General features: G+C 41.2%; 20 protein-coding genes and 1 pseudogene. 7 read left to right on the top strand and 14 right to left on the bottom strand.

What is annotated here, in order from left to right:
* Nucleotides 1–135 precede the first annotated feature (135 nt).
* Complete coding sequence (locus U5K72_05720; protein ID MDZ7718302.1) at nucleotides 136–516, bottom strand: hypothetical protein; 381 nt, start codon at nucleotides 514–516, stop codon at nucleotides 136–138.
* A 114-nt stretch (nucleotides 517–630) separates the two neighbouring features.
* The gene (locus U5K72_05715) at nucleotides 631–2025 is read right to left on the bottom strand and encodes a Gfo/Idh/MocA family oxidoreductase (protein ID MDZ7718301.1); all 1395 of its coding nucleotides are present in this window, start codon (nucleotides 2023–2025) and stop codon (nucleotides 631–633) included.
* Between the two features lie 412 nt (nucleotides 2026–2437).
* On the opposite strand from U5K72_05715, the gene U5K72_05710 reads away from it, so the two are divergent.
* Genes U5K72_05710 through U5K72_05690 form a run of 5 tightly spaced genes read left to right on the top strand, consistent with a single transcriptional unit; the run spans nucleotide 2438 to nucleotide 7358 of the window.
* On the top strand, nucleotides 2438–3577 hold the full coding sequence (locus U5K72_05710; GenBank protein MDZ7718300.1) for an SIS domain-containing protein: 1140 nt from the start codon (nucleotides 2438–2440) through the stop codon (nucleotides 3575–3577).
* 35 nt (nucleotides 3578–3612) lie between these two features.
* Nucleotides 3613–4599 (top strand): PfkB family carbohydrate kinase, encoded by a 987-nt coding sequence (locus U5K72_05705; protein MDZ7718299.1) that lies wholly within the window; start codon nucleotides 3613–3615, stop codon nucleotides 4597–4599.
* Nucleotide 4600: 1 nt separating this feature from the next.
* On the top strand, nucleotides 4601–5542 hold the full coding sequence (locus U5K72_05700) for a carbohydrate kinase family protein (protein MDZ7718298.1): 942 nt from the start codon (nucleotides 4601–4603) through the stop codon (nucleotides 5540–5542).
* 12 nt (nucleotides 5543–5554) lie between these two features.
* Entirely contained in the window at nucleotides 5555–6385 is an 831-nt protein-coding gene (locus U5K72_05695; GenBank protein MDZ7718297.1) for a class II fructose-bisphosphate aldolase, read from the top strand.
* A gap of 46 nt (nucleotides 6386–6431) precedes the next feature.
* On the top strand, nucleotides 6432–7358 hold the full coding sequence (locus tag U5K72_05690; GenBank protein MDZ7718296.1) for an EamA family transporter: 927 nt from the start codon (nucleotides 6432–6434) through the stop codon (nucleotides 7356–7358).
* A 408-nt stretch (nucleotides 7359–7766) separates the two neighbouring features.
* Here the strand turns inward: U5K72_05690 and agaR are convergent.
* The 10 genes and pseudogenes from agaR to rsmA form a co-directional block, all read right to left on the bottom strand.
* Nucleotides 7767–8534 (bottom strand): annotated as a pseudogene (gene agaR, locus U5K72_05685) (transcriptional repressor AgaR).
* Between the two features lie 89 nt (nucleotides 8535–8623).
* Nucleotides 8624–9616, bottom strand: a complete 993-nt coding sequence (locus tag U5K72_05680; protein MDZ7718295.1) for a hypothetical protein — start codon at nucleotides 9614–9616, stop codon at nucleotides 8624–8626.
* A 12-nt stretch (nucleotides 9617–9628) separates the two neighbouring features.
* Nucleotides 9629–10378, bottom strand: coding sequence for a glucosamine-6-phosphate deaminase (locus U5K72_05675; GenBank protein ID MDZ7718294.1), 750 nt, complete (start codon nucleotides 10376–10378; stop codon nucleotides 9629–9631).
* 27 nt (nucleotides 10379–10405) lie between these two features.
* Entirely contained in the window at nucleotides 10406–11671 is a 1266-nt protein-coding gene (locus U5K72_05670) for an AGE family epimerase/isomerase (GenBank protein MDZ7718293.1), read from the bottom strand.
* 74 nt (nucleotides 11672–11745) lie between these two features.
* Nucleotides 11746–13212 carry a sodium:solute symporter family protein gene (locus U5K72_05665; protein MDZ7718292.1) on the bottom strand — a complete coding sequence of 489 codons (1467 nt, stop codon included), beginning with the start codon at nucleotides 13210–13212 and terminating at the stop codon, nucleotides 11746–11748.
* Nucleotides 13212–14222: a Gfo/Idh/MocA family oxidoreductase gene (locus U5K72_05660; protein MDZ7718291.1), complete on the bottom strand. Its 1011-nt coding sequence runs from the start codon at nucleotides 14220–14222 to the stop codon at nucleotides 13212–13214. The genes U5K72_05665 and U5K72_05660 overlap by 1 nt, the downstream gene beginning before the upstream one ends.
* A 215-nt stretch (nucleotides 14223–14437) precedes the next feature.
* The gene (locus U5K72_05655) at nucleotides 14438–15769 is read right to left on the bottom strand and encodes a Gfo/Idh/MocA family oxidoreductase (protein MDZ7718290.1); all 1332 of its coding nucleotides are present in this window, start codon (nucleotides 15767–15769) and stop codon (nucleotides 14438–14440) included.
* Between the two features lie 421 nt (nucleotides 15770–16190).
* Nucleotides 16191–17870 (bottom strand): chaperonin GroEL, encoded by a 1680-nt coding sequence (gene groL / locus U5K72_05650; protein MDZ7718289.1) that lies wholly within the window; start codon nucleotides 17868–17870, stop codon nucleotides 16191–16193.
* 50 nt (nucleotides 17871–17920) lie between these two features.
* Complete coding sequence (gene groES / locus U5K72_05645) at nucleotides 17921–18208, bottom strand: co-chaperone GroES (GenBank protein MDZ7718288.1); 288 nt, start codon at nucleotides 18206–18208, stop codon at nucleotides 17921–17923.
* 181 nt (nucleotides 18209–18389) lie between these two features.
* The gene (gene rsmA / locus U5K72_05640; protein MDZ7718287.1) at nucleotides 18390–19169 is read right to left on the bottom strand and encodes a 16S rRNA (adenine(1518)-N(6)/adenine(1519)-N(6))-dimethyltransferase RsmA; all 780 of its coding nucleotides are present in this window, start codon (nucleotides 19167–19169) and stop codon (nucleotides 18390–18392) included.
* Between the two features lie 255 nt (nucleotides 19170–19424).
* On the opposite strand from rsmA, the gene U5K72_05635 reads away from it, so the two are divergent.
* Complete coding sequence (locus tag U5K72_05635) at nucleotides 19425–20639, top strand: alanine dehydrogenase (GenBank protein MDZ7718286.1); 1215 nt, start codon at nucleotides 19425–19427, stop codon at nucleotides 20637–20639.
* 134 nt (nucleotides 20640–20773) lie between these two features.
* Nucleotides 20774–21142, top strand: a complete 369-nt coding sequence (locus U5K72_05630) for a hypothetical protein (GenBank protein ID MDZ7718285.1) — start codon at nucleotides 20774–20776, stop codon at nucleotides 21140–21142.
* A gap of 376 nt (nucleotides 21143–21518) precedes the next feature.
* On the opposite strand, the gene U5K72_05625 is transcribed toward U5K72_05630, so the two are convergent.
* Nucleotides 21519–22514, bottom strand: coding sequence for an AMP-binding protein (locus U5K72_05625; protein ID MDZ7718284.1), 996 nt, complete (start codon nucleotides 22512–22514; stop codon nucleotides 21519–21521).
* The gene (locus U5K72_05620) at nucleotides 22426–23418 is read right to left on the bottom strand and encodes an AMP-binding protein (GenBank protein ID MDZ7718283.1); all 993 of its coding nucleotides are present in this window, start codon (nucleotides 23416–23418) and stop codon (nucleotides 22426–22428) included. Before U5K72_05620 ends, U5K72_05625 begins: the two co-directional genes overlap by 89 nt.
* Nucleotides 23419–23563: the final 145 nt, after the last annotated feature.

Below are 23563 nucleotides of genomic sequence, written 5' to 3'. Positions count from 1 at the left end.
CCAAACAGTTCACCGGCCTTCATTATTAATTAGATGTAAAATCGGGAAGTTTCAGAATCCTTGATCTCTGTCAGTTTAATGAGCGGATGCATTACATGCTGAAATGGTAAATTTTTATCTCCCCTGTTTTGCACTTCAAAACCCCAGTATAGCTGGTGAGTTCTTAAAATGCAGAGTTCGCTTGAAAATAATTGGCAGGACTTCGCTTTCGACCGAAAAAACTATTTTGTCTGATTGAACCTCAGCATTCCACTCCAGCCAACATAACTCGCCATGATCGGGTACGACCCATTCCAGCCCCGGATATCTGCAAGCTTCAACCGAGGGAAAACAATCATCATAGCCAAAAACAGGACGAGTTTCGTATTCACCAAAATCTTTGGAAGGCGGTTTAAAATGATCTGGGCCCGTCGTGAGAAGATCAAACCCATGGTAACACAACCTGCTTATTCTGGCACCGTCATCCGGTTCAAACTCCACAAACCAAGATTCGTTCTCAAACGTCTCTTTCATCATTGGTGTGCATTCGTTACTGATTATAAAGAAGAGAAATAAAAAAGTGAGGCTGCATTTTTACACACAGCCTCACTTTTGGGATTTATATATGTTGTCCGTACATATAGATTTACCCTATGCAAATTGTGTGGTCCCACCTCTTTCCAGCTCAATATCCATATTGGGTTTATTTGTTCGCCATGCACCTGACGTAAAATCAGGAAAATGGATCGGAGTGGCCTCATTTGCCACTGACCATTCGCTTAACGGAATCACCGAACTCCAGGAAGCAGCATCGTACACATCCATATCCAATGGAATTCCATTTCTGAGACAGTCAATCAATCGCCAGGTCATGAGTGTATCCATTCCTCCATGGCCTCCCATTTGCCGGGCCATTTCGCCAACTCGTTTAATAATCTCAGGTTTATACTTTTCGATAACTGCATCAAACTCTTCCTGCTCAAGCCATCCATCATGACTGTTTGCAATTCGCGGTTCGGGATATTCGCGGGCAATCCCTTCTGTTCCACTTAACAAATGAATTCGAGAGTACGGCCGGGGTGAAGTCACATCATGCTGAAGCATAATGGTTCGCCCTTTAAAGGTTTTGATAATGCTGGTATTCATATTTCCCCGGAACTCATTATCAACAAAATCTTCAAAGAATGGATCGCTTTCAGCCAGCTCCCGGGTTCTTTTTTGCATCATAAAGTCGGCACTTGAAACGGAGACCATATATTTCATCTGATCTCCATAGTTAATTTCCATGCTCTGTGCTATACTGCCTAATCCATGCATGGGATAAAGATTACCATTCCGAGTAGCATTTTCACGGAAGCGCCACATATTATGATAGTTGCCTCTCGTAAAATTATGACGCATAAGTTGGTGTATATAAGCGCCCTCAGCATGAATCAGTTCTCCAAAGTATCCTTCCCTGGCCATATTCAGAGTCACCATTTCGAACTCGCCATAGCAAGCATTTTCCATGATATAGCAGTGTTTCTTGGTCCGCTCTGATGCTTCTACGAGCGCCCAGCACTCTTCCAAACTTTGTGCAGCCGGTATTTCAGTGGCTGTGTGCTTACCATTTTCCATTGCATAGAGACAGATCGGGGTGTGCAAATGCCACGGAGCAGCATTGATTATCAGGTCAAGATCATCTCTTTCACACAACTCTTTCCACGCATCTTCACTGCCTGTGTAAGTATCTACGGGCTGATCAAAATCTTCAAGTACCTCATTCAGTGCTGATTCATCTATATCACAAAGAGCCCTGATTTCAGTTCCTTCAATCTGTCTGAGCCTTCTTACATGACCACTTCCCCTGCTTCCAACTCCTATAAAACCAATCCGGACCAAATCAATAGCCGGTGCAGCATAGTTATGCATATTAAAGGTCTGCTCATGCTCTTTTCTAAATTGATAAGGTCCATTTTTTTCCCTTTTTCCAAACGTTCCAAGCCCAGTTAGTCCGAGTGTTGCAAGTCCGCTTTTTTTAAGAAAATCTCTGCGATTGAAGTTCATAATTTATCAGAATTTTAGTTAAGGTTTCTTTTAAAGAATCACATTATATTAAATACAATTAAACAAGAAATAGAAAAATAATTGAAACTAAAGTATATACAAGAACATTTTCTTTATTAATTATTTTGTATTTTTTGAACATACTACAAAACTTTTAAAAGTAATTTATTAGAAACCATATCAGTTATTTTTTAAACAATGAGAAAGCTATTTCTACTACAGAAGTTAATTAAATAAACTAAAAAGAAATAATAAACAATATTTATAGTTTATTATTTTTTATTTTTATTTAAAAAATATTCTTTATTTTCGCTTAGAAATACGAAAATAAATTTTCGTAAAAGATAATAACTACATATAAAATTCAATTTGAGTTTTTTTACATTTTTTGTCTACCAATTCAAATTTTATTATGGATATTGAAAAAACAAATACCATTCATACAAGGAAAGAAATCGAAGGACAACCAGCTCTATGGGTAGAGACTATTGAGCAAACAAATAACGACAAAAGAATTCAAGGTTTTTTAAACCCTCTATATAAAAAAGAAAAATTAAATGTAATTCTAACGGGTGCTGGAAGTTCATCTTTTATTGGGGAAACTGTTGAAACTTATTTTAAATTCATGCCCGGAGTGAATGCAAGGGCGATATCTACTACCTCACTGGTAACCCATTTTAAAAGTCTTGTTGATTTTGATATTCCACTACTCTTAATCTCTTTTGCACGATCTGGAAACAGCCCCGAAAGCAATGCAATTGTTGATATAGCAGAACGATTTAACAAAGAAGTACATCATATTGCTATTACCTGTAATGCACATGGTAAACTTGCTCAAACGGTAAGCAAATTAGAAAATGGACTGACTATTATTTTGCCGCCGCAATCTGAAGATAAAGGATTGGCTATGACCGGCAGCTTTACATCAATGATTCTAACAGCATTATACATTGCCACTTCACAGAAATCAGATGGTCATGCTCAAATTATTGAAAATATTTCCGATAGTGCTAAAAAGGTTATTAAGAGCTGTTCCACAGGATTAAAAAATCTTTCATTCAAGTCATTTGACAGAATTGTATTCCTGGGATCGGGGCCTCTGGAGGGAATTGCAAAAGAATCGCATCTCAAAGTCCAGGAACTAACGGACGGTAAGGTTGTTGGCAAGCACGATTCTTTTCTTGGATTCAGGCATGGTCCAAAAGCGGTTGTAAATAATAAAACCGTTATTGTATTTCTATTTTCGCCAGACGAAAAAGTTTTTAGGTATGAGAAAGATCTTGTTAATGAAATACAACAAGACGGGATAGCAATGCACTGTATGGGTGTTTTTTGTGATAAAAATCAGGCAAAAGAAGTTGAACTGGATCAAAAAATTATTTTTAACCTCAACAATTCAGCAAAAGTGTCGCCCTTCATTTCTGTTTTATATGTTCTCCCGGCTCAAATACTTGGATATTACAAATCACTTGATCTGGGCTTAGATCCCGACGCACCTTCACAAAACAATGTAATATCCCGGGTCGTGAAGGGAGTAACTATTTACAACTGATTTTCATTAAAAATTATAAATTTAAATTATAAAACATGGCAATTCCAGCTTTAAGAAATATTATATCTAAACTTATTACAAAAGAAAATGTTAATAAATCACTTCTGGCTATTTGTCCAAATCCGTCAGTTGATAAGGTTCTTCATCTTAAGCGACTTCAAACAGGAAAAGTAAACCGATGCATAGATGAAAAATTCTATCCCGGTGGAAAAGGTGTGCATGTGGGACTTGCTTTAAAAGAATTACAAACAGATACAAAAATAGCTGGTTTCTGGAGTGGGCCTACAGGAGATTGGATTCAGACTAAATGCAGCTCATATAATGTCCCCAGCGTTGGAGTTCATGTTGAAGGTTGGAACAGAACTTGTTTAACAATTCTAACTTCAGAAAATAATAAAACGGACAATACCGAAATCCTCGAAATTGGTCCCAGAATTTCAAATCAATCTCTTAATGATTTTTTCAAGGTCATTGAGAAAGAGACAGTTGAAGTAAAAGCAATGTGTGTCAGTGGATCCTGGCCCAAAAATTGCCCGAAAGATGTATATCAAAGACTTTCTTCAATTTGTGAACGGAATAACACGGACCTTTGGATTGATGCAAGTGGCAAAAGATTACAACAAGCTCTTGACGTAAAACCCTTCGGAATTCACATTAATAAAAAAGAAGCTAAAGATTTATTGGGGACAGATACCAATCCCGTTGAATACACCGAAAAACTATTAACCTACTGCAATGTTGTTGCTCTGACGGATGGAGCCAATGGTCTTTTTTTGGGATATCAAGATTCAATATTACATGCAGTTTGCAAGGTGCAGGATATAGTAAGCACAGTTGGAAGCGGTGACTGTTTAACCGCTGGCCTGCTTCATGCCTGGTATAAAGAGAAAGAACTTTCTACCATTGCAAAAACAGCAACCGCCTGTGGAGCCGCAAATTGCATTAACCCTGATTTAGGAATGCTGCAACTCTCTGACGTAATAGAGTTTGAAAAAAAGACAACTGTAGAAAGTGTACGTTAACATGGAAAAAAGAAAAATTGATGTTCTGGTTGTTGGCGATTTAAATGTTGATCTGATTTTGAATAAAATCAACAAACCACCGCAAATAGGGGAAGAGCAAATGGCCAGAGAGATGGACTTAACGATGGGTGGCTCAACGGCAATTTTTGCTTGTAATATTGCAAAACTTGGTTCAAAAGTAGAGTTTATTTCAAAATTGGGAGATGATTCTTTCGGAAAATTTCTCTTAAATAAATTGAGGTTAAACCATGTGGGTATCGACTCAATTATTGTAGATAATTCTCTTCGAACCGGTGCAACCATTATTCTTTTTATTGATGATGATCGAATGATGGTAACCTACCCAGGTTCTATGGAGCATTTGTCTGTGGATGAAATTTCAAATGATATACTTCGATCCTCAAAACATATCCATACATCTGCCATTTTTTTTCAACCATTATTGAAGAAAGAGTTAAGTCAACTATTTGAAAGGGCAAAAAATTTGGGAGTTTCAACCTCTATGGATACCCAATGGGATCCCAACGAGCTATGGGATGTAGATCTCGAAAACATCCTGCCAAATTTAGATTTCTTCTTACCTAATGAAGAAGAATTTATTCAGCTCACCAACCAAGCTGATCTTGAGAGTGCATTAAACTCGGTGGCTCATCACGATACTTGTTTTGTAATTAAACGAGGAGAAAAGGGAGTTTTAATGTTTAACAATGGGAATAGAACTGAACTAAAATCACTACCAGTTCCTAATATAGTTGACACGATAGGAGCGGGCGATAGTTTTAATGCCGGATTTATTCAAGCCCATTTAAAGGGATTAGAATTAGGCAAGTGTTTAGAATTCGGAAATAAAACAGCGGCTGTATCAACGACAGCGCCCGGTGGTATTAGTGCCATAAAAAGCTATAATCAAGTATTAGAAACAGCAAAAGAATTTAAACAATAAGATCAAAATCATATGACTTTACAGGAAAAATTTAAAGAGCTTGAAAATGAAGGAAAGGCTTTACTTGCCACAAATTTCTATAACTACGAAACACTTACCGGTGTACTTAAAGCAGCTGAAGCCACCGGTTTTCCCATCATTTTACAGACCAGCCCCAGCACTCTTGATTATCTTGGATTAGATGTTGCCGTTGCTCTTGCAAGATCTGCCCTTAAAAAACACAATGTGGAGGGATGGCTTCACCTCGATCACGCTCACTCTTACGAACTAATTCAACAATGTCTGGAGGCCGGTTATGACTCAGTAATGATTGACGCAAGTGAAAAGTCGTTTTCTGATAATGTAGAGATTACCTCTCGTGTCACTGATCTGGCAAAAAAGTATAACGCCAATGTTGAGGCTGAGCTTGGTTATGTGGCAAAATTAGGACAGGCCCAGGAGAAAGAATCAGGCTTCACAGATCCGGATGAAGCAAAGAAATTTGTTGACCTAACCGGTGTCGATGCGTTGGCTGTGGCCATCGGATCGGCACATGGTTTTTACAAAGCGGAACCCAATCTCGACCTGGATCGATTGTCCAAAATTAATAAAGCCACACCTGCTGCGCTCGTACTTCATGGCGGCTCCGGCATTCCCGATATTCAAATTAAAAAAAGCATTCCGCTTGGTATTCGAAAAATTAACCTTGCCACAGAAATCAAAGATATGTTTATGAATACCTTGCAAAAGGATCTAAAAGACAATGACGAGATCGATTTGAGAAAGGTGTTTCCTTCTGCCATTGAGCAAGTGAACCACCTGGTTCAGGCTAAATTGAACATGATCAATCAACCGCAGGCCTGAAAGAATCTTTGCAGGAATTCATTAATAACTAAAATAAACCGATGCTATGAAATCTAAAGTCTGGCTGATATTTGCCCTTGTTACCACAATATTCTGGGGTGTTTGGGGAGCGTTTATTGAAATCACAGAACAAGCCGGTTTCCCGGCCACACTTGGCTACGTAGTTTGGTCTCTAACCATGATCCCGCCTGCTCTAATAGCTCTTAAACTTGTAGATTGGGAAATTGAATACGACAAACGTTCTATTCTACTTGGGACAGCCATCGGATTTTTAGGTGCCGGTGGTCAGCTAATCCTGTTTCATGGAGTTAGTATCGGGCCGGCATATATTATTTTTCCGATTATAGCCCTCTCTCCCGTTATCACAGTTCTTCTTTCCATTCTTATCCTGAAAGAAAAAACCAATACCAAAGGATGGATTGGAATTATACTGGCATTGATTGCCATTCCACTTCTCTCCTATCAACCACCGGATAATACTACTGTAGAAGGATACTGGTGGTTGGTGTTAGCTCTGGGCGTATTTTTTGCTTGGGGAATTCAGGGATTCTTTATGAAATTTGCCAACGAAACCATGAGCGCCGAAAGTATCTTTTTCTACATGGCCCTGACAGGAGTTCTGCTCTCCCCTATCGCCATTATGATGACAGACTTTTCACAAGAAATTAACTGGGGTTTCAAAGGTCCTTACCTCGCCTTTTTAATTCAAATATTGAATTCAATTGGTGCCTTGTGTCTTGTTTTTGCGTACCGATACGGTAAAGCCATTGTAGTATCACCGCTTACAAATGCCATTGCGCCAGTTATTACAATTGTAATATCTCTTGTGCTCTACTCCGTTTTTCCACATACGGTAACACTGATTGGAATGATTGTTGCCATCATAGCCACTTTCCTTCTGGCTATTGTTGAAGAGAGCACAGAGCAAGTAGAAGAGATTGACGAAAAAGTTGACGAAGTTTTAGCAGAATGAAATATGACATCACTATTTAAGATTTTTACAATGAGATTCTAAAAACTACTAACTTCCACTTCAGATAGCGACAGAAATTAAATCTCAAAGCATCAAAGGGTGTGAAATCAGCCTGTAACAGAATTCAATTTCTTAATGGATCCGAACTTTCAAAAATATTTTTAAAATTTTTGAGATAATGTTCTGAAATATTATCTCTGAATTTTTAAAATCCCGAAAAACCGCTTTATAAACACTGCTATATAATCGGGTGCCGCATATCCTCAAATCAAATACCTTATATTGGTCTTATCTGATTACAAAAAGAACATTTGGCCGCTTATGAGTTTTGCCTTTTAGAAATGAAAACAGATAAAAGAGAAACAAAGCCACAAGAGTCCTATCCTCAAGAACTGTCCGATATTATACCTATACTTTTATAACCTCAATATTTCGTTTAAACAACTGCCTTTCAAACTCTTCAGTAATATTTTTATCGGTTATAAGACTGCTTATTACATCTAAATCACAAATATATGAAAAGCTGTGCCGGCCAAACTTGCTTGAATCGGTTACAGCAATAACTTTTTGAGCACGTTGAACCATTATTCTATTTAACTGTGCTTCCATAGGGTTAGGGGTAGTTAATCCATGCTCTATATCAAGCCCGTCTACCCCTAAAAAAAGTTTATCAAAAAAGTAGTTACTGATCATTTTTTCGGCATCAGGACCTACCAGCGAATACGACTCCTTACGGATTGTTCCACCTGTCAGCATTACATTAATATCACTCTCAAGATTTCCGAGTTTTAATGCCAGATTGATCGCATTCGTCATGACAGTGAGATTTTTTTTACCATTTCAACACTGGGCAACTTCCATAGCGGTTGTTCCTGAATCGAGTAGAATCGAATCCCCGTCTTTTATAAGCTCTACGGCTTTCTCACCAATTCTCTGTTTCTCCTTTCGATAAAGTTGTTGTTTCTCTTCAAGACTGGGATCTTCATAAACACTTTTTCGCAGAAGAGCTCCCCCATGTGTCCGATGGACGATTCCTTTTTTTTCCAAAAAATCTAAATCATTACGAATAGTAACACTTGAAACATCGAATTTATCACTTAATGTATCGACCCGAACTTTGCCATTTTTTTGAATAATTTGAATAATACTATCTCGTCGTTCAACGGTTGATCTCATAAACTGGTGTTTTTAGTTAGCAGATAAAGCATAAAAATAGAAAACAGATATATCTCAGATTAGTTTCGAATTCTTTTCTTTGGGAGAATCTAAAAAATTGAGTCATCAAAAAAAATAAAATATTCGTCGAGTTCTATCCGCGAGTTAAATCGGTCTGCAATCTCATCTGGATCCATCTTTAGGAATCTCAAAGGATTAAAAAATCCAACATCAAGCAACTCTTTTTTATTCAAGAGTTGTAATGAATGCAGATAGTTCATGCAATCGATCATCGTAGATGAAGAACCCACCAGATATCCGGTTTCAGGATTATACAAACGGCCTGATTCCTTCAGGATCACCTTATTTCCAAGTGTTGAATAGTTCCCGGGAGAGAGACCTGCTATGGGGGAAGCATCACTGACGATAATTGTGTTTGAAGCTCCTTTAACCTTCAGGATTGTCTTAATCAATGAAGGCGGTAAATGATGTCCATCGGTTATGATCATCGCTGTGAGATCATCATTTGCTAACCCAGCCCAAATTGGATTATCGTGGCGATCAATTATTTGAGGGATTCCATTTCCCAGATGCGTCAGCAAGCTTGCGCCAGAATCGGAAAGTCTTTGAAGATCAGCTTGGCTCGCCATTTGATGCCCCAATGAAACTTTAATTCCCAAATCGGTGGCATGTCTGCATAATTCATCGGCACCATCCAGCTCCGCGGCAATGGTTAACAGTTTTATCTTCCCGCCAGACCATTCCACCAACTGATCTAAGAAATAAGAGTCCGGTTTTTTGATCCATTTTGGATTGTGTGCTCCCCGGGCCCCGTCCACATCAGAAATAAAAGGGCCTTCGAGGTGAATACCGGGAATGTAATTTTTGAGATCTGTTTCCTCAATGACTTCCGATATCAATTTGAGATTCTGTTGATAGATCTCTTCTGAGCTACTGATAATGGTAGGGAGAAACAAAATCGTGCCCTGTTTGATGAGTTCCCAACAAGCAAACTGGAATCGTTCTACGGTCAGATCAGAACTTGAAAAATCAACGCCTTTGTATCCGTTTACCTGGAGATCAACAAATCCGGGAATGTTCATTTTTTGCATAAATTAGTTGTAATCCAGCGTCAGCATCGAAGCCGATTCCTGGTCTAAATAGACCGTACAATTTGGATGAACTTGCAGGACAGATGCCGGGTGTATATTTGTAACCTCACTCTCAAAACAATTTTTTACAGCCTCCGCTTTTCTTTGATCGGGCACAGAGCAGACAATATGATTTGATTTCATGATCTGTTTGATCGACATACTGATCGCCTTTTTGGGAACATCTTCAATCGAATCAAACCATCCTTCTCCCATCTGTTGTTGCCGGCAAGCTTTATCCAGTTCCACAACGATATACGGTTTTTCAGTTTCAAAATCCGCTGGCGGATCATTGAATGCTAAGTGTCCGTTTTCGCCAATCCCTACAAGCGCTACATCGATATCTATTTTTGATATAATTTCATTCAATCGCCGGCACTCCTGCTTCGGATTACCACTGTCTCCACTAATATAGTGTGCATCTTTCAATGGCGGTACTTTTTGTTCGAACCGTTCTCTCAGGTATTTCCTGAAACTTGCAGGATGGGTTTCAGGCAGACCCACATATTCATCCAGATGAAACATGGTAACTTTTGACCAATCGATATCAGACTCCTTAACAAGATGGCCTAATGTTTCAAACTGACTGGCCCCGGTGGCCAGAATAATATTGGCTTCTCCTTTTTTCTGAATGGCAGATCGTATCTTTTCAGCCGCATCTGCCGCTGATTGTTTACCTAACTCTTTTTTAGTGTCGAAAATTTGAATGTTCATATAATTATAATTCTACTCTTATAAGCGTTACTTATTTTGATTTGAAGTGAGAAGCTCTATCATTTGTAATAAATTTCTCATTATATGAAATGGATCTTTAACAGGAAGGGCAGCTATTGTTTCTTTCGGTTTACCTTTTCTGTCACGAATCTGGATCCACTCACCTATTTTTTTATCAGGATTTGGAAATGTTTTGAACGTATAGTCGTGTATCTTCTTGAATAACTTGTGCATCTTTTCGCTCCCCGTTAAATGATAAGCGAAATAAGTGGCATAAAGTGCTTCTGAATGCGGCCACCATAATTTCAGATCCCAGCTTTCTAATATCAGTTTTTCGTAAGAAAAATCAGGTTTTTCACAAGTAGGTTCTGTTCCACTATCATCTGTAAACCTAAGGATTCCTCCATACCTTGAATCCCAACCTACATTGACAGCTTTTTCTATAGCACTAACAGCTTTTAAAATATAGTTTGAATGCTTTTCCTCTTGAGCTGATTGTAATACAAAACCCATAGATTCTATTGCATGCCCTGGATTTATATGGCGTTCTAACAGGCTATTAGAACTCGTTGAGGGGTTCATTTGTATGAATTCAGCTATTTTATGGTCATCCTGATAAAAAACGTTCATAATTTGCTGCATATACCCAATTTTATACTCCCTTATTAAATCTTGTTTTGAATGATTGATTATTTGAGAAGTGTTAAATAGACATTGCGTTACGTTTAGTAAAATCATTGGGATGGAATGCGCTTTGAAACCTTCAGGTATTTCATAAGGTTCACTACGGATGCTACCAATTTCTACTCTATTTCGGATACTTTTATACAACGTTAATGCTTTCTCAAACAACTGTTTGTCACATTTTAACGCTGCATACTCAGACAGGCCTAACACAATAAAACAATCTGCATATATACTAGTATCATAGCCTTTCCCAGGAATACTTTCTTTTTTTCTACCATCTGCTGTTAGTAAAAAAGCACAATTACCATTTTCCAGGAAAACATTTTTCTCTATGAAAGAAACTGTTTTTTCAAGATGAAACTGATATTCTTCGACCATTCCGGGTAACTTATTTTCTAAAATCATTCTCGCAATTCTTGACCAAAGCCATAGAAACCTTCCCTGCGACCACGTGTACTTATCCGTGCTTACAAGATTTTTCCCAAGATTGTCGTAACAGGTGAACACACCTCCATGCTTCTGATCTAAAGAATTGGACCAAAACGGAATGAACTCATCAACCAAATGATCTTTATAGAATTTTAGTAAGTCCTCTTTCATTAACATGTTATCTCAAATCGAATTCTTTCAAATTACTTTTCAACCCCAAAATACTCACATTATTCAATTAATCGATAAAATCAACTTCTAAATGATCCAACAGTGTATCCACTTCTTCTGAAACGTCTTTGTTTCTGTTCAGCCAGCCCATCAGTAAAAACAGAATAAAGGATACAAAAAACGGGGTGGCAATTTGCACAACCTGGATCGATACGATCAAATACTTCACAACGATAAAACTCATCAAACCACCCGTGATTGAAATAATTGCTGCTTTGGAATCGCAGTGACGAAATTGTGGCAACAAGTCCTAAAATCATGGGGATGGAAATGGGGCCGACTATGGCAGCAAACCAGGAAATAAGCAACCCTAAAACTCCACCAAACGATTCTGCATTGATGGCAATGACAAGTGTTAATGCCGTAAAGACAAACGTGGAAATTCGTGCCAATAACAGGGATTGGTCCCGCTTCATATCCTGAAATTTCACAGAGAGATTCGGCAAGATATCCCGTGTAATAACCGCTGAAATGGTATTGGCATCGGATGAGGTCATGGACATCGTATTGGCAAACATGGAGGCCAACACCAATCCCACCAAGCCCGGTGGCAAAAGTTCTTGAGTCAACAAAGCGTAGGATTCGGTAGGATCTTCCAGCCCTGGCAAAAGTATCGGCGCAGCCCACATCGGGAAAAACAGGATCAACGGCCAAATCAGATACAGGAGTCCTGAAAAAATAGCAGCTTTCCGGGCATCCGAACCCATCGGCGAAGAAATATACCGGGTAGCCAGGTTCCAGGTCCCGCCGTTGTAACTCATGAAATTAATGAACAGGAAAGCCAAAGCGAAGCCCGGAGTATAGGGATCATTGAAGAGGTTCCCGTGATCCGATGGTAGCTGATCCCACATGGTAAAGATAGAATCAAACCCTCCCAGAATGTTTAAGGTGACGAAAAACATGACAAATCCCGCAACAATCTGGACGATGAATTGTGCAAAATCGGTCCAGACATCAGCCCATAACCCGCCAACGGTGATATAGATCAACGAAATACCTCCCGCCAGCAAAATACCGAAGAGCAGCGATGTTCCGGTAAACACATTCAACAGAACGGCAATGGCAGCCCATTTGGCACCAACATCAAAGAGTTTGAGCAAGGCACCGCTCCATGCCATCAACTGTTGGGTGGGCAGATTGTACCGGGTTTTCAGGTACTCCGTTGGAGATTCAATATTCAGTTTATTCCGAAGTCTCGACCATCGCGGAGCAATGAAAAAAGCGCCAAAAATGGTGGTCACAGAAATGGTAAATGCCCACCAGACGTAAATTGCAAATCCATGCGTGTAGGCCAATCCTGCGTAGGCAACAAAGACGGCCCCGCTATACCCGGAAATGTGATGTGAAATCCCAGACAGCCACCACGGCAGTTCCCCTCCGGCAACGAAAAAGTCACCGGAGTCGCCAACCTTATTGAACGACCAAAACCCGATCACAACCATCACCAGGAAAAACAGCGCCAATACAATCCAATCCAGTTGCTGCATCAACCGCGGGCTTTTGTGAGAACTTCTTCGATAGTGACGGCCTCGCCATCCCGGCGTTTACTTTCATCGGCGGCTTCCATGAATGCGTAGATCTCCAATGTTTCTTCCATACTGACCGGAGACTGTCCTGTTCGAAAGAAGTCCAGCACTTTTAAAAGTAAGGGCTCATATCCTTCGTAAGTTCCAAGATCAAGAATCTCTTCTGAACCGAAGGCTCTTCCGCCGTAACTGTGCGGACCCGATCGAGTACCGCGGAAGGTGCCGAGCCGATCATCTTTCCATTTTCCGGTTACGATATCCGTATCCTCTGTACTCACACGTTTGACGGATTCACAGCCGGTGCCCATCACCGTGTAAAGAATTTCAACACCGTGAATACCATACCAAAAGAAATCCGGATGAGATTTTTCGAGAACTGCTGGGCTATATGTATCGGCACCTAACACATCACCTATCAAATTCTCGTGGCGGACGGCCTGTGCTTTTTCAATATATCGTAAAGAGGAAGATGAGAAAATCGGTGTATTGTATTCTTTTGATGCTTCCATGATTGCAATGGTATCTTCCAGGCTTCCGGCAATCGGTTTGTCAATAAACAGCCGTTTTCCCGCCTCTAAAACAGGGAGTGCTTGTTCGAGATGAGGGTGTCCGTCGTTCGTTTCCAGTAACACGACTTCTACCCTGTCTAACAATTCATCAATCGAATCGACGATCTCTACGCCCATCTCCTTCACCTGTTCGGTGTACTCAGGTATCCGGCTGTAGCTCGATTCAATCGTTCGGCTTCCGTGCGGATAAGCCGCCACTACCCTGAAATCGGTAATATCCGGTGAGTTGTTGATGATATCCGTAAAGGCCGGGCTGTGAGATGTGTCCAGCCCGATGATTCCTATCGGAGTTGGCGATTGCGTGGTTTTCGCTTTTGATAGAAAGGGACTTCCCGCGGTTGCAAGTCCCACTCCGGCGGCAGCTACTGATTTTAAAAATGATCTTCTGTTGTATTCTGACATTTTCTCTGTTTTCGAATTTAGTTGACTATAATCTTTGTTGCATTCATCGCGCTCCTTCCTGCTGTAAGGAGGGAGTCTGGGGAAGGTAGCCCGAATTCAAGATCCGCGAAGGCATGTCTGTTCAACCACCTCTGCTTCATCCTTGGAGGAGGGAATTCTTTGATTCCTATTCACTTGGTAATAAACTCAAGTTCCCCTTCGAAGGGGGAATACTTCTAAACCGTTGGCTTCCAGCCGGGTTCGTACTCTTTGGTCCAATAATTCATCGCTTCCTTATCCCCGATAATCTTTCCATCATGTGGATCACAGTAGATTGTCCGGCCCGTTCGGTACGCGATATTCCCCAAATGGCAATTATGAACGCTGATATTGGCATCGGCGATATGAGTTCGGGACCGCTGACTGTTCTGAATGCATTTTATGAAGTGATCGTGATGATCCTTATCCAGGTCAAACCCGAGACCGGATGTATCCGTGGCATCAACACTGCCGCTTTCTGCACGTTTTATCACGTTGTTATCATTATCATAAACCACGTATTCATTTCCGCTGCCGATCACAAGACTTCCCATTTCACCATGGAAAGAGATACCTGTTGAAGAGCCCTCAATTCCGCGGGGATTGCAACTTCGGCCCTCCCAGGCTACCGTTTTATCATCCGGAAATTCGTAAGTGGCAACCAATGTATCCGGTGTTTCCTGGTCATCCTTCCAATGATATCGTCCGCCGGTGGCTGTCACTTTCGTAGGATAATCAACACCCAATCCCCATCGGGCCATATCCAGATAATGCACACCGTTATTCAGAATCTCACCGGCACCCCAGTGCCAGTGCCACCACCAGTTGTAGTGAATCAGGTTGTCTTTATAGGCTTTTCGAGTTGATGGCCCCTGCCAAAGCTCATAATCGAGATTTGAGGGAACGGGCGCCGGTTTGCCGAATCCGATGGATTGTCGACTATTGGCATACCAGCATCTCGCAAAGTAAGGACGCCCGATAATATCATCCTCAAGTAACGACATCGCCTCCATCACATTCGGCCATGAACGACGCTGGTTTCCCATCTGAACAATGCGATTGTATTTCTCGGCGGCCTCCACCAAAAGCTTTCCCTCCTCCGGAGTATGACTGCACGGTTTTTCGATATAGACATGCTTACCCGCTTTTAAAGCGAGAATAGCCGCCGGTGCGTGCCAATGGATCGGCATGGCGAGAGCAACCGCATCCAGATCCGGATCTTCCAGTGCGTTTCGAAAGTCAGTAAGTCCTTCCGGTTCATTTTCTTGTCCGCCTTCTTTAACCGAATCCAATCCTTTCTTGATGGCATTTTCATCCACATCACAAATATAAGTGACCTCGGCATTTGGATGCCGGGCAAACCCGCTTGCGTGAGCATTGCCCCGATTATTTGTGCCTATTACGGCTACCGTCACTTTACTGTTTTGCGACTGACCTTTCAGTATCGCCGGGGCACCAAGGGTGTATAATCCCAATCCTGCCGCTCCGGTTATCTTTATAAAATCTCCACGATCCATCTTTTTCGACATGTCTGAATCTGTTTTGTTATGGTTAACTTTTTTTATCTGCCTTCCCTAAAATATACAAAGTGAACAGAACAGCAATTGATTGTTTTTGAGGAGCCGTATTTACAATGGGTTTCTTAAAAGATCGAATCAATCAGAACCACTTTATTTTGCCTAAAAGCCTGTCTTCTTTTACTTGTTCCGAAGGTCTCCTTCGGAACATACGCATAGAAGCTCTTCTTCAAGTAAATCATCTGCAGAGTTTAATTCTACTTTGGATGAGATGAAAATGGAAGCAGAGCTTCGGTTTGGCGTTCCGAAGGAGGACCTTCTGAACGAGTAAAAAAAATCACCAAAAATAAGGAATTGCATAAAAAAAGCCTCGCTCCAACAAAGGAACGAGGCTTGTAAACGCGTTAAGCGTATATGGAGTTGACGGATGATTTTACATCATGCCGCCCATTCCTCCCATGCCGCCCATTCCACCCATACCGCCTGGCATTCCGCCGCCGGCAGGTCCGTCGTCATCATCGTCGCCATCCTTAGATGGTTTATCTACAACAACGGCTTCTGTGGTAAGCATGAGTCCGGCTACTGAAGATGCATTTTCAAGAGCTGTTCTGGCTACTTTCGTAGGATCAATAACTCCTGCTTTAATGAGATCTTCGTACACTTCAGTTCGTGCATTGTATCCGAAAGCACCTTTGCCTTCGAGTACTTTCTGAACAACGATAGATCCTTCAGCACCCGCATTATTGGCAATTGCCCGCAATGGTGCTTCAAGAGCACGTTTCACAATATTGAAACCAACTTGCTCATCGCCGTTATCTGCTTTGAGTTTCTCAAACACTTTGAGTGCTCTGAGGAATGCAACGCCACCGCCGGGAACAATACCCTCTTCTACAGCAGCTCGTGTTGCGTGCAGAGCATCTTCAACCCGTGCTTTCTTCTCTTTCATTTCAACTTCAGAAGCAGCACCGATGTAAAGAACTGCAACGCCGCCTGCTAATTTAGCAAGTCGTTCCTGCAGCTTCTCACGGTCGTAATCAGAAGTGGTTGTCTCAATTTGAGATTTAATCTGATTTACGCGTGCTTTGATATCTTCATCTTTTCCCTGGCCGCCAACAATGGTTGTATCATCTTTGGTGATGTTCAGGCGATCGGCCTGGCCGAGGAAATCAAGAGTAGCATTTTCGAGCTTGTATCCACGCTCTTCACTGATAACTGTACCGCCGGTAAGAATTGCGATATCTTCGAGCATCGCTTTTCTTCTGTCTCCAAAGCCAGGAGCTTTCACAGCAGCAATCTTCAGTGAACCACGCAGTTTGTTCACAACCAGAGTAGCGAGAGCTTCGCCTTCAACATCCTCAGCAATAATCAAGAGGGGCTTACTGGTTTGAATCACTTTCTCAAGAATAGGAAGCAGATCCTTCATGTTGGAAATCTTCTTGTCGAAGATCAGAATGTAGGGCTCTTCCAATTCAGTGGTCATTGTCTCACTGTTGGTTACAAAATATGGAGAGAGATATCCTCTGTCGAACTGCATACCTTCAACTGTATCGAGGTATGTTTCTGTTCCTTTAGCTTCCTCAACAGTAATTACACCATCTTTTCCAACTTTTTCCATTGCCTGTGCAATGAAACCGCCAATCTCTTCATCACCGTTGGCAGAAATAGTACCTACCTGGCGAATGCTGTCAAGACTGTCTCCTACAGGCTTACTTTGATTTCGAAGCTCTTTAACAACTTCTACAACTGCTTTTTCAATGCCTCGTTTCAGATCCATTGGGTTGGCACCGGCAGTTACGTTCTTCAGGCCGGTTTGAATAATAGACTGAGCCAATACAGTAGCAGTCGTTGTTCCGTCACCTGCGTTATCGCTGGTTCTGGATGCAACTTCACGCACCATCTGTGCGCCCATATTTTCAACTTTACCGGAAAGCTCAATCTCTTTAGCAACCGTTACACCGTCTTTGGTCACCGTCGGTGCACCAAAAGATTTTTCAATCACAACGTTTCTTCCACGCGGACCTAATGTAACTTTAACAGCGTTTGCAAGCTTATCCACACCACGTTTTAGTGCGTCGCGAGCATCCGCATCATAATGAACTAATTTTGCTGACATAATTCTTTATTTGATTTAGTTAGTATTTAAAATGTTTGGTTAAATGTTTTTTATGATACAATTCCGAGAATATCGGATTCTCTCATAATCAGGTAATCTACTCCGTCAAGAGATACTTCAGTACCTGAATACTTACCATAAAGGATTTCATCTCCTTCAGAAACGGACATGTCTATCTTGGTTCCATTTTCCACTTTGCCGGGACCTGCTGATACAACGGTTCCCTTTTGTGGTTTTTCTTTTGCGGTATCCGGAATGATAATTCCTGAACTTGTTTTCTCTTCAGCTTCGACCGGACGAACCAAGACACGATCGCTTAAAGGTTTTATGGTGGCCATATGATGACTCCTTGTTTTTGTTATTTGTTAGTTGTTAAAATTTTTATGCACTGAACAATAGTGCGTTCTGTGTTGTAGTGTAGCAACTTCCGTACCAAAGTAATATCAATGACAAAAGAATCCCTTAAATTGCTTTTTATCTTCTGAATGAATCCGAAGTACTAAACTTTCTGTCGGATTTTTACTGAAAGGTGCCAAGTTGTTCCAGCCGTGCTGTCAACTTTTCATACATAGATGGTTTTAATGCCTCAGCCCGCAGGTTGAAATTGAACTCATCGGCTGGCAATTCTGCATCGAGTCTTTTTAATGCGTTACTCAGTTTTTTTCTTCGTTGGTTAAATGCCATCCGTACCACTTCCTTCAGATGAGCATCGGTGCAGGCCAACTCAGCTTTATCAAACATAAACTGAATAACCGAACTGTGAACATTTGGCGGAGGTGAAAAAACATGCGGTGATACATCAAACAAAATCTCCGGAGAACTCATCAATTGAGACTGCACGCTAAGTATTCCATACTGTTTAGACCTCGGCTCGGCAACAATTCGTTCAGCAACTTCTTTCTGCATCATTAATGTAGCACTTGAAAGAACCGACCGATGTTCAAACAGTCCAAACATAATTTGGCTGGTTATATAATAAGGCAGATTACCTATCACATGAATGTCTCGATCCTCATCTTCATGCACACTCCAATCGTACTCCAGGACATCTTTGTGAATAACCTCCAGTTCCGGATACTCTTCAGACAAATACTCAACCATCCGTTGATCAAGCTCAATTGCTTTCACATGATTGAATTTTTCAAGTAGTACTTTTGTCACCGCTCCCGAACCGGGACCTATTTCTACAATCAGGTCGTCTGTTTTTGCCGGAATGGCATCTGCAATTTTTCGGATGATATTTCCATCTGTTAAAAAATGTTGGCCGAGACTCTTCTTTGTTCTTGGATATTTTGACATGAAAGTTTGCTACTTTAGTATTGGTAAGAAAACTCTTAGAGACACTATTTTAGAGGAGCTGTAAATTGTTGGACTATTATAATTGGAGGTAACTGACAGCTGAATACTCAATAAAAATATCTATTCTTATCGTTTCCAAATTCTGTTAAATCACATTATTATACTTTAATTTTCATTTGCAATATACCTGAATTTTATCACTTTATAAGTGATTGATTTTTTACGCTATACAAATTGGTAATTTGACTTTTTATTATGGAGCTAAGCCCTTTCGATTCAGAACAACTCGGTATTAAAACTCTGGAAAAGAGTTTGATGAAATCGGAATCAAAAAATTCTTTAAAGATCGGACTACCGAAAGAGACCTCCAACGATGAACGGAGATTATCCCTCACCCCCGGAGGCGTATCCATTCTTACAGCAAATGGCCACGAGGTTTTTGTTGAAAAAAATGCCGGAATTGATGCTCATTTTTCAGATCATGAATACCAGGAAGCCGGTGCAGAAATTTCATACAGTGCAGAAGAGTTGTTCAGCAATTCAGAGATGATTGTAAAAGTGGCTCCTCCTACCAAAACTGAACTCAGCTGGATGCAACCTAATCAGATTTTATTATCGGCTCTGCATCTTGGCCATATGAACCAGGAGTTCATGCAAAGTCTAATTGAAAAAGGAGTCTGTGCCATTGGATATGAATTTTTAAAAGCGGAAGACGGAGAGTTTCCAATTGTTCGGATGATGCATGAAATCACCGGTTCGATGTCTGTTCAAATCGCAGCTCACTATCTTGAAAACAGTAGTGACGGGCAGGGAATAATGCTCGGTGGTATATCAGGCATTCCACCGGCAACAGTTGCTATTTTAGGAGCCGGAATTACAGGAGAGTATGCAGCCCGCACGGCCCTGGGCTATGGAGCACAGGTATTTGTGATGGATAATGATTTAGCCATGCTTCGGCACCTGGAAAATGCTCTCGATCGCCGAATCGTCACAGCTACTGCAAATCACCGATATCTTTCTACGGCACTTGGCTTCGCAGATGTTGTAATTGGTGCCGCAATGACCGAAGGTGAGCGTGCTCCCTGCTGGGTTACTGACCCAATGGTTCAATCCATGAAACCGGGAAGCGTAATTGTAGACACTGTGATTGACCAGGGAGGATGTATTTCAAGCAGCGAACCTACCACTCATTCAAATCCCGTTTTTACAAAATATGATGTTATTCATTACTGCGTACCAAATATACCATCAAATGTAGCCCGAACGGCAACCTATGCACTTAACAATGTTATCGTTCCCTACCTGATTGAACTGGGTGATGCCGGCGATGTTCATGATTGCCTCTGGAGAAATACGGCTCTGAGAAATGGTGTTTACACATATAAAAATTATCTCACCAAAAAAGCCCTCTCTAAACAGTTTGATATGCCCTTCCGCGATATTGAAGCATTAATTGCAAGTCAGATTTGAAAGGAGTAAACCGTGAAAAGGCAAAAGTATACCCGTCTGACCGCTTGGAGCGGTCTGACGGGTAAATAATTCGTTAAAACTACTCGTTAATCTGTTGAACTGAAGCTTTTTAACTTTAAACACTAATCTGTCCAATGCCTTCATCCGAATTAAGTGAAAGTAATTATCGGCGCATTGCTTATATCAATTGGGTGTTATCGGTTCCATTATTGTTGATTTTTTCATGGCCATTCTATTTTCTGTGTGAAATTTTTTACATCCATAAAATAATCTCTTTTCCGGGCTCAATAATTTTTGGATTGCCATTTATGCTTACTATCCTGCATGGTCATGTAACAATGGCACTTGGTGCCGCACATCGTCATCACTATTATTCCTGGCTAAAAGAGTTTCCCCTCACCTACGGATTACTTTTTCATTCGATTATCATCAGCACCCGGTTTCGTCTATTTCTTTTCACCGTGAGTATGGTTCTGCTTTTGATTGGGTTCATCATTAGATAATTTTTGGACCCACCCTAAATCCCCGACTGGCGCAAGTGTTAAGCGAAGCGTCACTTGTGCTCCTTTCCCTTTGCGAAAAAGGCACAAGTGACATCCTTGACGTACGGATAGTAGAATAATTCTTCCATCAAGATAAACTTCTACCTTATTCCAATGTATGTTTTAAATACCGGATTTAACACTTGCGCCAGCTTGGGAAAAGATGCGGATGCAACTTTTAAAACCCACCCTAAATCCCTCCCTATTTCGCCAAAAGAAGCGAAACAAGGAGGGACTTTGCCAAATGAAATGAATGTTTAAAAAAATACAAAAAATTCACTCCCTCCTTGTGGCGTGTCTTTCGCCATAGGGAGGGAGCCGGAGGGTGGGTTTATCTCTAAAAGCCCTCGCCTTCCTTAATCTCATCAACCACAGATGGATCCAGAAGCGTAGATGTATCGCCGAGGTTTTCGAGATCGTTAGCTGCAATCTTCCTCAACACTCGCCGCATAATTTTTCCGGAACGTGTCTTCGGCAGACCGGCTACAATCTGAACTTTGTCCGGTTTGGCAATCGGGCTGATAATCTTTGTTACGAGTTTATGAATCTCTTTTTTGAAATCTTCTTTATTCTTCGGTTCGTCCTCACAAATCATAAAGGCAAAAATACCCTGTCCTTTAATATCATGCGGATAACCAACAATCGCTGTCTCCACCACATTCGGATGTTCATCAATCGCGTTCTCGATCTCAGCCGTTCCAAGCCTGTGACCCGAAACATTCAGAACATCATCCACACGGCCGGTAATTCTGTAATATCCTTCCTCATCACGGCGGCAGCCATCACCTGTAAAATAGTATCCTTTATAACTGCTCATATAGGTTTGAAGGTATCGCTCGTGATCTCCCCAAACGGTTCGTGCAATCCCGGGCCATGGATGTTTGATACAGAGATTTCCACTTACACCATTTCCTTCAATCTCCTTGCCGTTTTCATCCATTAAGACCGGTTTAATTCCGGGAAGCGGCAAGGTTGCAAAACCGGGTTTTGTTGGCGTAATTCCCGCAAGTGGTGAAATCATGATGCCGCCAGTTTCCGTCTGCCACCATGTATCCACAATGGGACATTTTCCGCCGCCCACATGATCGTGATACCAGTGCCAGGCTTCTTCATTAATCGGTTCACCTACACTTCCAAGCACTTTCAGAGAACTCAAATCATATTTCTTCACAAAGTCTAAATCATAACTCATCAGGGCCCGAATGGCTGTAGGCGCGGTGTAGAAATGAGTGACTTTATACTTCTCAACCACTTCCCAGAATCGTCCTGCATCGGGATAAGTCGGTACACCCTCGAAAATAATTCCCGTGGCTCCGTTGAAATAGCGGACCATAAATAATGTAAGAGTGTCCCGTAATCCATCCCGCATCTGCCGTACACCAATAAATATCCTCCTCTGATACCTGGAATACATTCCGGAACGTGTAACTTGTATAAACCATATATCCGCCGCAGGTATGAAGAACACCCTTTGGCTTACCGGTTGAACCGGACGTATACAGAATAAAGAGCGGATCTTCGGCATCCATCTCAACAGCTTTATGCTCTTTGGATGCATTTCGAATCAGCATATGCCACCATTCATCGCGGCCCTCAACCCAGCCGATCTCCCGGTTCGTACGCTGACATACGATTACGTTCTTAACCGTCGGGCAGTCTTCAAGCGCTTCATCAGAGATATCTTTCAGGGGAACATGCTTGTCTCCGCGACGAAGCCCATCATTTGTAATCAGCATTTTGGCATCGCAATCGTTGATTCGCTCAGACAGCGATTGCGCAGAAAATCCGGCAAACACGATGGAATGAACCGCACCAATTCGCGCACATGCCAATGCTGAGATAATCAGCTCCGGCGTCATCGCCATATAGATACAGACGCGATCGCCTTTTTCAATTCCTTTACTTTCCAGTACATTTGCAAACCTACAGACATCCTCATACAACTGTCGATAAGTAATTGTCCGGCGGAAGCTGTCGGGGTGATTTGGTTCAAAAATAAATGCCGTTTTGTGGCCAATTGTATTCAGGTGGCGGTCGAGTGCATTCTCGGTGATATTTAGTTTTCCACCTTCAAACCACTTAATATCTCCTTTCTCGAAACTACCGGAGTTAACCTTATCCCAGCTTTTTCTCCAATAAAACGTACCGGCTTCATGCTCCCAGAATTTTTTCCGGTCATCTTCACTTTCCTGGTAAACCTCTTTGTACTCTTCATATGATTTAATATTGAGCCACATATTCAGTAAATCTATTTATTTCTATGTTATGGTTTTTAAAGTTCGTAAGCGCTTCTATGTTGACGTTTTTTACACCCATTTTCAAGAAAAAAATGAATCTATTTCTCTTTTTTTCAAGACCATATAAAAAAGACTGTTTTTCAAG

It is taken from the genome of Balneolaceae bacterium, assembly GCA_034521495.1.
Lineage (GTDB): Bacteria > Bacteroidota > Rhodothermia > Balneolales > Balneolaceae > Rhodohalobacter.
Note: the sequence above shows the minus strand (reverse complement) of the source record. Positions and strands in the feature narration are given on the sequence as shown.

What these genes read in the sequence shown, in the direction of transcription:
- U5K72_05680 (MDZ7718295.1), bottom strand. Translation starts at nt 9,616, where the DNA reads ATGAACATTCCCGGATTTGTTGATCTCCAGGTAAACGGATACAAAGGC.
- U5K72_05690 (MDZ7718296.1), top strand. Translation starts at nt 6,432, where the DNA reads ATGAAATCTAAAGTCTGGCTGATATTTGCCCTTGTTACCACAATATTC.
- U5K72_05670 (MDZ7718293.1), bottom strand. Translation starts at nt 11,671, where the DNA reads ATGTTAATGAAAGAGGACTTACTAAAATTCTATAAAGATCATTTGGTT.
- U5K72_05630 (MDZ7718285.1), top strand. Translation starts at nt 20,774, where the DNA reads ATGCCTTCATCCGAATTAAGTGAAAGTAATTATCGGCGCATTGCTTAT.
- rsmA (MDZ7718287.1), bottom strand. Translation starts at nt 19,169, where the DNA reads ATGTCAAAATATCCAAGAACAAAGAAGAGTCTCGGCCAACATTTTTTA.
- U5K72_05705 (MDZ7718299.1), top strand. Translation starts at nt 3,613, where the DNA reads ATGGCAATTCCAGCTTTAAGAAATATTATATCTAAACTTATTACAAAA.
- U5K72_05700 (MDZ7718298.1), top strand. Translation starts at nt 4,601, where the DNA reads ATGGAAAAAAGAAAAATTGATGTTCTGGTTGTTGGCGATTTAAATGTT.
- groL (MDZ7718289.1), bottom strand. Translation starts at nt 17,870, where the DNA reads ATGTCAGCAAAATTAGTTCATTATGATGCGGATGCTCGCGACGCACTA.
- U5K72_05655 (MDZ7718290.1), bottom strand. Translation starts at nt 15,769, where the DNA reads ATGTCGAAAAAGATGGATCGTGGAGATTTTATAAAGATAACCGGAGCG.
- U5K72_05720 (MDZ7718302.1), bottom strand. Translation starts at nt 516, where the DNA reads ATGATGAAAGAGACGTTTGAGAACGAATCTTGGTTTGTGGAGTTTGAA.
- U5K72_05710 (MDZ7718300.1), top strand. Translation starts at nt 2,438, where the DNA reads ATGGATATTGAAAAAACAAATACCATTCATACAAGGAAAGAAATCGAA.
- U5K72_05715 (MDZ7718301.1), bottom strand. Translation starts at nt 2,025, where the DNA reads ATGAACTTCAATCGCAGAGATTTTCTTAAAAAAAGCGGACTTGCAACA.
- U5K72_05635 (MDZ7718286.1), top strand. Translation starts at nt 19,425, where the DNA reads ATGGAGCTAAGCCCTTTCGATTCAGAACAACTCGGTATTAAAACTCTG.
- U5K72_05665 (MDZ7718292.1), bottom strand. Translation starts at nt 13,212, where the DNA reads ATGCAGCAACTGGATTGGATTGTATTGGCGCTGTTTTTCCTGGTGATG.
- groES (MDZ7718288.1), bottom strand. Translation starts at nt 18,208, where the DNA reads ATGGCCACCATAAAACCTTTAAGCGATCGTGTCTTGGTTCGTCCGGTC.
- U5K72_05675 (MDZ7718294.1), bottom strand. Translation starts at nt 10,378, where the DNA reads ATGAACATTCAAATTTTCGACACTAAAAAAGAGTTAGGTAAACAATCA.
- U5K72_05620 (MDZ7718283.1), bottom strand. Translation starts at nt 23,418, where the DNA reads ATGTGGCTCAATATTAAATCATATGAAGAGTACAAAGAGGTTTACCAG.
- U5K72_05625 (MDZ7718284.1), bottom strand. Translation starts at nt 22,514, where the DNA reads ATGGTCCGCTATTTCAACGGAGCCACGGGAATTATTTTCGAGGGTGTA.
- U5K72_05660 (MDZ7718291.1), bottom strand. Translation starts at nt 14,222, where the DNA reads ATGTCAGAATACAACAGAAGATCATTTTTAAAATCAGTAGCTGCCGCC.
- U5K72_05695 (MDZ7718297.1), top strand. Translation starts at nt 5,555, where the DNA reads ATGACTTTACAGGAAAAATTTAAAGAGCTTGAAAATGAAGGAAAGGCT.